General features: G+C 76.6%; 1 protein-coding gene. It reads right to left on the reverse strand.

Annotation, left to right across the window (positions count from 1 at the left end):
• A partial coding sequence (locus ACOMDU_RS13745) for a DUF3093 family protein (protein WP_421130720.1) occupies nt 1–323 on the reverse strand: 323 nt, incomplete at its 3' end.
• Nucleotides 324–418 lie beyond the last annotated feature (95 nt).

Raw genomic sequence — 418 nt, forward strand, 5'->3', positions numbered from 1 at the left:
CCCGTGACCTGACCGACGTGGTGCCGTTCGATGCTGGCGCGGCCCACCGGGGGGGTGCGTTCGCGCACCCCGATGCGCGGGGTGGTGGCCACCAGGAGCAGGGGCTCGACGGCGAAGAACACGACGGCGGCGGCGATGCCCAGCCCGAGGTCGATCGGCGCGAACACGAGGATCGTCAGCGCCGCCAGCATGAGCGCCACGGCCCAGACCCCCGCGGAGGGCGTCAACCGCTCCTCGAACAGGACCGGATCGGGTCCCGCCGCAGCGCCCTCGGGGGCGCGGCGGGAGGCATCGGCGACGGGGTGCTGCTGGGGATCACGCATGGGTCCCAGCTTCCCACATCCGGACTCCGGTCCCGCCGCGCGGCACCGGCGAGGGCGCCCGCCCGGCCGCCTCGACACGGCCCCGGGCCGACGGG

Source organism: Vescimonas sanitatis, from assembly GCF_049060325.1.
Taxonomy (GTDB): Bacteria; Bacillota; Clostridia; order Oscillospirales; family Oscillospiraceae; genus Vescimonas; species Vescimonas sanitatis.